Source organism: Pseudoduganella sp. RAF53_2 (assembly GCF_052113985.1).
Taxonomy (GTDB): domain Bacteria; phylum Pseudomonadota; class Gammaproteobacteria; order Burkholderiales; family Burkholderiaceae_D; genus Rugamonas.
In genome coordinates this window covers 1-6,766 of sequence record NZ_JBFRDW010000318.1, presented here as the reverse complement: position 1 = coordinate 6,766, position 6,766 = coordinate 1, and the positions used below count along the sequence as shown (strand labels likewise).

Sequence of the window (6,766 nt, the reverse complement as noted above, 5' to 3'; positions counted from 1 at the left end):
GGAGAAAGCGGCCGGTCCATGAATGCCTGTGCCACCGAAATCGCCGGCGAACAAGTCTTGCTGCTGCCGGAGAAAGCCCTGTACTGGCCACGCGAACGTACGCTGATGGTGGCGGACATCCACTTCGGCAAGGCCGCCAGCTTCCGCGCATTAGGCGTTCCAGTCCCGCGTGGGACAACGAGTGAAAATATTTCAGGACTCGATGCGCTGCTTGCGGCCTACGCCATCAGGCGCATCATCTTCCTCGGCGACTTCCTGCATGCGAAGGCGGCGCAGGCGCCGGCCACTTTACAGGCGATGCTGCAATGGCGTGAACGTCATGCTGAACTGGAACTGCTGCTGGTGCGCGGCAATCATGACCACCACGCTGGCGACCCGTCGGAACTGCTGCGTATCGCGATGGTCGATGAGCCTTTCGAATGCGGCCCATTCGCGCTGTGCCATCACCCTGATTTAGCGTCGGAAAAATATGTGATCGCAGGGCATGTGCACCCGGTCTATCACCTGAACACAAGACGCGAATCGGTACGCTTGCCATGCTTCATGCTCGGTGAACGTCGCGCAATACTGCCTTCGTACGGAGCCTTTACTGGCGGGCACGCTTTAATTCCGCTTGCCACTGATCGGGTCTATCTCGTCGCCGATGGATTAATTTTCCCAATCGAAATTTGGTAGGCGATATCCTACATTTGTAGCTGTGAACGTCCTATATTACCTGTACAGTGCTTGAACTAACATGAGCGCTCTTCTTGCCCGATCGTGATCTGAAAAAATTGATCGTCGCTGGTCGGTTAAGCGGTTGGGCAGGGAGTATTTTTTTAAATGGAATTCATGTTCAGGGAGAAGGATCATGGCTTCATCAAACCAAGGCGGGAATCGAGGTGGCAAAGAGGGCAATGCAGGTGGCAACAAGCAAAGCGCTCGCGGCTTTGCATCGATGGACCCGCAGCGGCAGCGTGAGATCGCCTCGGAAGGCGGCCGCGCGGCACACGAGAAGGGCACTGCGCACGAGTTCACGTCCGAAGAGGCGCGTCGTGCAGGCAGTATGAGCCACAAAAACGATGGCAACCGCCAGAGCGGAGCGCGCGGCAGCGCAAACAAGGCTGAACAGACCAATCAGGTCAACCCGGCCAGCAATCCCGGCAGCCAGCAAGGCGGCGACAATAGCTGAGCTAACGGTTCAGGTGACACGGCAGTAAAGCAGGAGGCCATATGACCCGGCCTGATAAAGCAAACAAGGATACCGACAGCCAGCAAACCTTCGTGCTGGTGGATACCGGGCATCCCGAGATCAGCAACACCACTGTTCCGGAAGGCCAGGTACGCCGGGCTGACCGTCCACTTCCAGGCAACCGGCAAAGCACCGGCCAGGGTTCACGGCAAGGCGGCGAACTCGGCAGCGAAGGTGGTGCGCCCGGACCGGAAGCCAGTTCCGGCGTGTAAGAAAGTAAGGCGGGCCGACGGGCCCGCCTGCCCCTCCTTAGAACATCACACTCACACTCAGCTGTGCCGAGCGCGGAGCACCCAGCGCGGCACGCGCGCCGCTATTGTTGAGCGTGCTGATGTAGAGCTTGTCGAACAGGTTGTAGACATTCAACTGCAGATCGACATTCTTGTTCAGCTTGTAGCGCACCATCGCGTCCGCCACCGCGTAGGACGGAATCGCCGGCAGGTTCTGCAGAGCGATGTCGACGCTCGGATCGATCACCCGCTTTTGCCTGGACAGGTAACGCGCGCCGCCGGCAATGGTCAGCTGGCCGGTGGGCTGCCAGCTGGTCCACAGCGTGGCGCTCAGATCAGGCGACCAGCGTGTTGCTGCACCGGCGGCATTATTGCCGGTCGTGCCTTCGATGATCTTGGTGTCCATGGTCGCCAGACCCGCGATGATTTGCCAGTTGCTGGTCAGCTGGCCCACCGCACCCAGTTCCACGCCTTCTACGCGGCGTTTGCCTAATTGCGAGTAGGTGTTGGTGGCCGCGTCCAGCTGCGTGATCTCGTTCTTGTTCTCGGTGCGGTACAGCGCGGCGGTCAGCGCCAGGCGTTTTTCCAGTACATCCCACTTTGTGCCCAGTTCGACGTTGGTGGTCTTTTGCGGGRCCATGCCGGGACCGTTGATATTGCCGGCCGCGGCGCTCAGGGAGAAGTTGGCGCTGCCCGGCGGCGTTTGCGAATTGGCCCAGGCCAGGTAGATGCTGCCATTCTCTGCCGGCTTATACAGCGCGCCCGCCTTGAAGCTGTATAGGTTGTCCGATTTTTCGATGCGGCTGCCGATCAGTGAAGTGCCGGTCAGTGTAGCGGCATTCGACTCGGTGCTGTAATGCTCGGCGCGCACGCCGCCGGTGAATTGCCACTGCGGCGTGAGCTTCCAGGCGTCGAAGATATAGCCTGCGACCGTGTCAGTCTGGCCTTGCGTGAAGGCGCCGGTCAGCTGCGGGTTGTAGGCGCTGAGCGTGTCGTTCGGATTCGGGTGATAGAGGTTGGCGACCAGGGTGGTGGCCGGGGCGACCGGGCTGCCAAGGCCCGTGCGGGCAGGTGAAATCTGTTCCTCGCTCAGCAGCTCCAGACCGGCGGAAATGGTGTGCGCGCCGATTTCGCTGACGATATTGGTGGTGTTGGCACGGATGCGGTTCTCCTGCAGCACGCTTTGGCGGGAACGGGAGACGGTCCAGGTTTCTGGCGCGCCGGTCGCGGTCAGCGTGTTGATGCCGGTGAGGATGCGGTCCATCTTGGAACGGCCCCAGCGCGTGGTATTGGTCAGCGTGGTGTTCGGCGCCAGCTCGTGCTCGATCCTGGCGGTGACCATGTCAGCATCGGCCTTCTCGTAGTCGGTGCTGTAGCCGTACCAGGTGTTGCGGTCCACGCGCGGTGCGTTGCGCAGGGCGGCGCTGGCGTTGTAGAAGCCTTCCAGTCCCACCGTCGGGATGCCGCCATCCGGCGTATTGTCCTGGCGGACGTGCTGCGAGAACAGGTAAAAACGGGTCGGTGTGCCAAGGCCCCAGGCGATCGATGGCGCGATGGCGTGGCTCTGGTTGTCGATCACCTTGCGGCCGGGCTGGCCACCGTCCTGCGCCATTGCGTTCAGGCGGAAGGCGCCGCTACTGCCGAAATTGCGGTTGATATCGGCGGTCACGCGCTTGTTGTTGCCGGTGTTGTAGCTGGCAGTGGCGGCGATCATTTCTTCCCGCGTCGGCAGCTTGCTTACCAGGTTGATGTAGCCGCCTGCCGCACCGCGGCCGATGTCGGCGCCGGCCGGACCTTTCGCTACTTCGATCTGCTCGATGTTGAAAGCGTCGCGCGTGATGGCGCCCAGGTCGCGAATGCCGTCCACGAACAGCGAGCCCTGCGCGCTGAAGCCGCGCATCTGGAAAGTGTCGCCGGCGCTGGTGGAACCGTTCTCGCCCAGCTGCAGCGTGATGCCTGGCGTATTGCGCAGCGCTTCCACGATGGACGTCGCGCCCTGTTCCTGGATCACTTCCTTCTTGATGACGGACACCGTCTGTGGCGTATCCACCAGCGGCTGGGTCAGTTTTGGCGAGGATGATTTCTCGGCCTTGTATGGCGCATCGGCGCTGGCCTGGACCTGCACTTCGGCCATGGTCTTTTCGCTGCTTTGCGCCTGCGCGGCGGCAGGCATGCCAATGGCCGCCATGGCGATCAGGGATTGCGTGAGCAGGGGCTGTGCTGCCGCGCTGTGCTTGCGGCTCTGAATGCTTTTCAACGTTTTCTCCGTTCTGACGTGTTGAGGGCTGGCGCCCCGTCAGGGGAGTGGCTGGCTTATTGATTGGGGATTCAAATGATAATGGTTCTCAATTGCATTTACAAGTGATATGATGTCTGGCACACCATATTTGAAAGCGACAACATTGAGCGGTCCAGACCTTACGCAAGCCCAGGCAGCGTCGCGCGCCGTGTGGCTGAAGAACCTGCACCAGTGGCACTGGATCAGCTCCGCGCTGTGCCTGCTGGGCATGTTCCTCTTCGCCATCACGGGCATAACGCTGAACCACGCCAGCCAGATCGAAGCCAAGCCCTCCGTCGTCCGCCAGCAGGCCATGGCGCCGGCGCCGCTGTTGAAGGAACTCAAAGCCTTCGCCAGCGGCCATGACGGCGACAAAGCCCCGCTGCCGGCAGCGGCGGAGCGCTGGCTGCTCGCTACCTGGTCGCTTCAGGCAGGCGGTCGCACCGCCGAATGGGCATCCGATGAAGTCTATCTGCCGCTGCCAAAAGCCGGCGGCGATGCCTGGGTGCGCATCGGCCTCGATGACGGCGCGGCGGAGTTCGAAAACACCGACCGTGGCTGGATCTCGTGGCTGAACGATGTCCACAAAGGCCGCAATACCGGCGCGGCCTGGAACTGGTTCATCGATATTTTCGCCGTGTCCTGCCTGGTGTTCTGCGTTACCGGCCTGCTGATCCTGAAGTTCCACGCGGCCAAGCGGCCGTTCACCTGGCCGATGGTCGGGCTGGGCGTGCTGATCCCCTTCGTTATTGCTCTGCTGTTCATTCATTAAGGACCACCATGAAACTTCACTATTCCATCGCTCTCGCCGTGCCGCTGGCCAGCGCCAATGCGATGGCCGCCGACCTGGCGCTCAAGCTCGACATCCCGCAACTGAACGTCGCCGAATACCACCGTCCTTATGTGGCGGCCTGGCTGGAAAACTCGGACCAGAAAGTGGTAAGCAATCTGGCCGTGCTGTACGACGTGAAGAAGAAGGACAACGCGGGCAGCAAGTGGCTGAAGGATATGCGCCAGTGGTGGCGCAAGTCCGGCCGCGATGTGCAGATGCCGATGGATGGCGTGAGCGGCGCCACCCGCAGCCCTGGTGAACACACGCTGACCTTCCCCGGCGCGAAAGACACGCTGGCCAAGCTGCCGGCCGGCGAGTACACCGTGCTGGTGGAAGTTGCGCGCGAAGCGGGTGGCCGCGAAGTCGTGAAGGTGCCTGTGGCCTGGCCGCCGAAGTCGGCGCAGAACATTCCTGCCAAGGGCAAGGAAGAAGTGGGCAACGTGGTTGTTCAACTCAAGCCATAAGGACCGGCCATGAAATTCGCTAAAACCCTGATCGCACTGGCACTGGCTGGTGCTGCCGTCAGCGCGCACGCCCACAAGCCATGGCTGCTGCCATCGTCTACCTATGTGGAAGCGAAAGAGCCCTGGATTAYGGTCGACGCGGCCGTCTCGGAGGGCTTGTTCGATATCGACCATTTGCCGGTCAAGTTGGATGGCATCACTGTCACCGGCCCGGACGGCGCCACCGTGCCACTGGAAAATGCCAGCACCGGCAAGATGCGCTCGACCTTCGACGTGAAGATGGCCAAGCCAGGCACTTACAAGGTGGCGCTGGTGTCGCAGAGCGTGTTCGCCAGCTGGAAAGTCAATGGCGAAACGAAACGCTGGCGCGGCAACGAAGCCGAGATGGCGAAAGAAGTGCCGGCCAATGCGGAAGAGCTGAAAGTGTCGCGTACCGACAGCCGCCTGGAGACGTTCGCCAGCGCGAACAAGACCGACGACGCCGTATTCAAGCCGACCGGTGTGGGCCTGGAGCTGGTGCCGGTCACCCATCCGAACGATATGCGTGCGGGCGAGAAGGCCACCTGGCGCTTCCTGCTGGACGGTAAGCCTGCGGCCAATCAGGCCTTCAGCATGATTCCGGGCGGTGTGCGCTATCGCGGCACGCTGGGCGAGATTCGCCAGAACACCGATGCGAAAGGCGAAATCACCTTCACCATTCCGGCTGCGGGCATGTATCTGGTCACCAGCAGCTGGCCTGCGATGCCGCCAGCCCAGCCGGGCCAGCCGCCGCAAATGCCGCCGCGCCGCGTGACGTACGCTGCAACGGTGGAAGTGCTGCCTCAGTAATAGATGAGCACACGAAGATGAGTACACGACGCGTCCTGCTGCCGCCTGCCATTTCGGCTGAAACGCCGATGGCGGAAGGGCGCGTTCATGACTTCCGTGGCGAGACAATGGGCACCACCTGGTCGGCGCGCGTGGTGCTGGGCGCCGATGCACCATGGCTGCAGCGGGGCTTGCAGCAGCAGCTCGATGCGGTTGTGGCCGAGATGAGCCACTGGGAGCCGGACTCGGACCTGGGCCGCTTCAATCGTTCGGGCGCTGGCACCTGGCACACGCTGCCTGAAGCCTTCTTTACCGTGCTGGCGTATGCGATGAACGTATCGCGCCTGTCGGACGGTGCTTGCGATCCCTGCGCGGGCGAGCTGGTGAACCTGTGGGGCTTCGGTCCCGCGCGCCGTTATGACGAGCCGGGATTCGAGCCGCCGAGCGGGCAGCAGGTGGCGTATGCCCGCGAACGTCTGACGATGCGCGAGGTAGAGCTGGACCGGCCGCGCCGCCGCGCTTTCCAGCCCGGCGGCATTCAACTCGACCTGTCGGCCGTGGCGAAAGGCTATGGCGTGGATGCGCTGGCGCTGTGGCTGGAAGGGCAGGGCATACATCACTATCTGGTTGAAGTGGGCGGTGAATTGCGCGGCGCGGGCTTCAAGCCTGACGGCCAGCCGTGGTGGGTATCGCTTGAAACGCCGGCTGCGGGCGTGGCCGACAYCGCCGTCGCGCTGCATGGCCTTGCGGTCGCCACCTCGGGCGATTACCGCCGCTACTTCATGCGCGACGAGCGGCGCTTCGCGCACACCATCGACACGCGCACCGGCGCGCCGATTGCGAACAATGTGGCATCCGTGACCGTCGTCCATGAACAGGCGATGGCAGCGGATGCCTGGTCTACCGCGCTCACTGTACTGGGCG

At 62.3% G+C, this 6,766-nt stretch carries 8 protein-coding genes; 7 read left to right on the top strand and 1 reads right to left on the bottom strand.

Features of this window, described 5'->3' with window-relative positions; translation table 11 throughout:
- Positions 1-18: 18 nt before the first annotated feature.
- The 3 genes from pdeM (at position 19) to AB4Z11_RS18695 (ending at position 1,443) form a co-directional block, all read left to right on the top strand.
- Positions 19-675, top strand: coding sequence for a ligase-associated DNA damage response endonuclease PdeM (pdeM, locus tag AB4Z11_RS18705; protein ID WP_442026815.1), 657 nt, complete (start codon positions 19-21; stop codon positions 673-675).
- A gap of 175 nt (positions 676-850) precedes the next feature.
- Entirely contained in the window at positions 851-1,171 is a 321-nt protein-coding gene (locus AB4Z11_RS18700; RefSeq protein WP_442026813.1) for a KGG domain-containing protein, read from the top strand.
- A 41-nt stretch (positions 1,172-1,212) separates the two neighbouring features.
- A complete protein-coding gene (locus AB4Z11_RS18695) occupies positions 1,213-1,443 on the top strand; it encodes a hypothetical protein (protein ID WP_442026811.1) in 231 nt (76 codons plus the stop codon).
- Between the two features lie 37 nt (positions 1,444-1,480).
- Here the strand turns inward: AB4Z11_RS18695 and AB4Z11_RS18690 are convergent, their stop codons facing one another.
- Positions 1,481-3,718 carry a catecholate siderophore receptor Fiu gene (locus AB4Z11_RS18690; protein ID WP_442026810.1) on the bottom strand — a complete coding sequence of 746 codons (2,238 nt, stop codon included), beginning with the start codon at positions 3,716-3,718 and terminating at the stop codon, positions 1,481-1,483.
- Between the two features lie 112 nt (positions 3,719-3,830).
- Here AB4Z11_RS18690 and AB4Z11_RS18685 point away from each other — a divergent pair, with 112 nt between their 5' ends.
- The 4 genes from AB4Z11_RS18685 to AB4Z11_RS18670 form a co-directional block, all read left to right on the top strand.
- Entirely contained in the window at positions 3,831-4,511 is a 681-nt protein-coding gene (locus AB4Z11_RS18685; protein ID WP_442026814.1) for a PepSY-associated TM helix domain-containing protein, read from the top strand.
- Between the two features lie 8 nt (positions 4,512-4,519).
- On the top strand, positions 4,520-5,035 hold the full coding sequence (locus AB4Z11_RS18680; RefSeq protein ID WP_442026808.1) for a DUF2271 domain-containing protein: 516 nt from the start codon (positions 4,520-4,522) through the stop codon (positions 5,033-5,035).
- A 9-nt stretch (positions 5,036-5,044) separates the two neighbouring features.
- Positions 5,045-5,863 (top strand): DUF4198 domain-containing protein, encoded by an 819-nt coding sequence (locus AB4Z11_RS18675; RefSeq protein ID WP_442026807.1) that lies wholly within the window; start codon positions 5,045-5,047, stop codon positions 5,861-5,863.
- 17 nt (positions 5,864-5,880) lie between these two features.
- Positions 5,881-6,766, top strand: an 886-nt coding sequence (locus tag AB4Z11_RS18670) for an FAD:protein FMN transferase (protein ID WP_442026805.1), incomplete at its 3' end; no start/stop codon positions are given.

Coding starts and splice junctions, on each gene's coding strand:
- pdeM (WP_442026815.1), top strand. CDS start 19: ATGAATGCCTGTGCCACCGAAATCGCCGGCGAACAAGTCTTGCTGCTG.
- AB4Z11_RS18695 (WP_442026811.1), top strand. CDS start 1,213: ATGACCCGGCCTGATAAAGCAAACAAGGATACCGACAGCCAGCAAACC.
- AB4Z11_RS18700 (WP_442026813.1), top strand. CDS start 851: ATGGCTTCATCAAACCAAGGCGGGAATCGAGGTGGCAAAGAGGGCAAT.
- AB4Z11_RS18685 (WP_442026814.1), top strand. CDS start 3,831: ATGTCTGGCACACCATATTTGAAAGCGACAACATTGAGCGGTCCAGAC.
- AB4Z11_RS18680 (WP_442026808.1), top strand. CDS start 4,520: ATGAAACTTCACTATTCCATCGCTCTCGCCGTGCCGCTGGCCAGCGCC.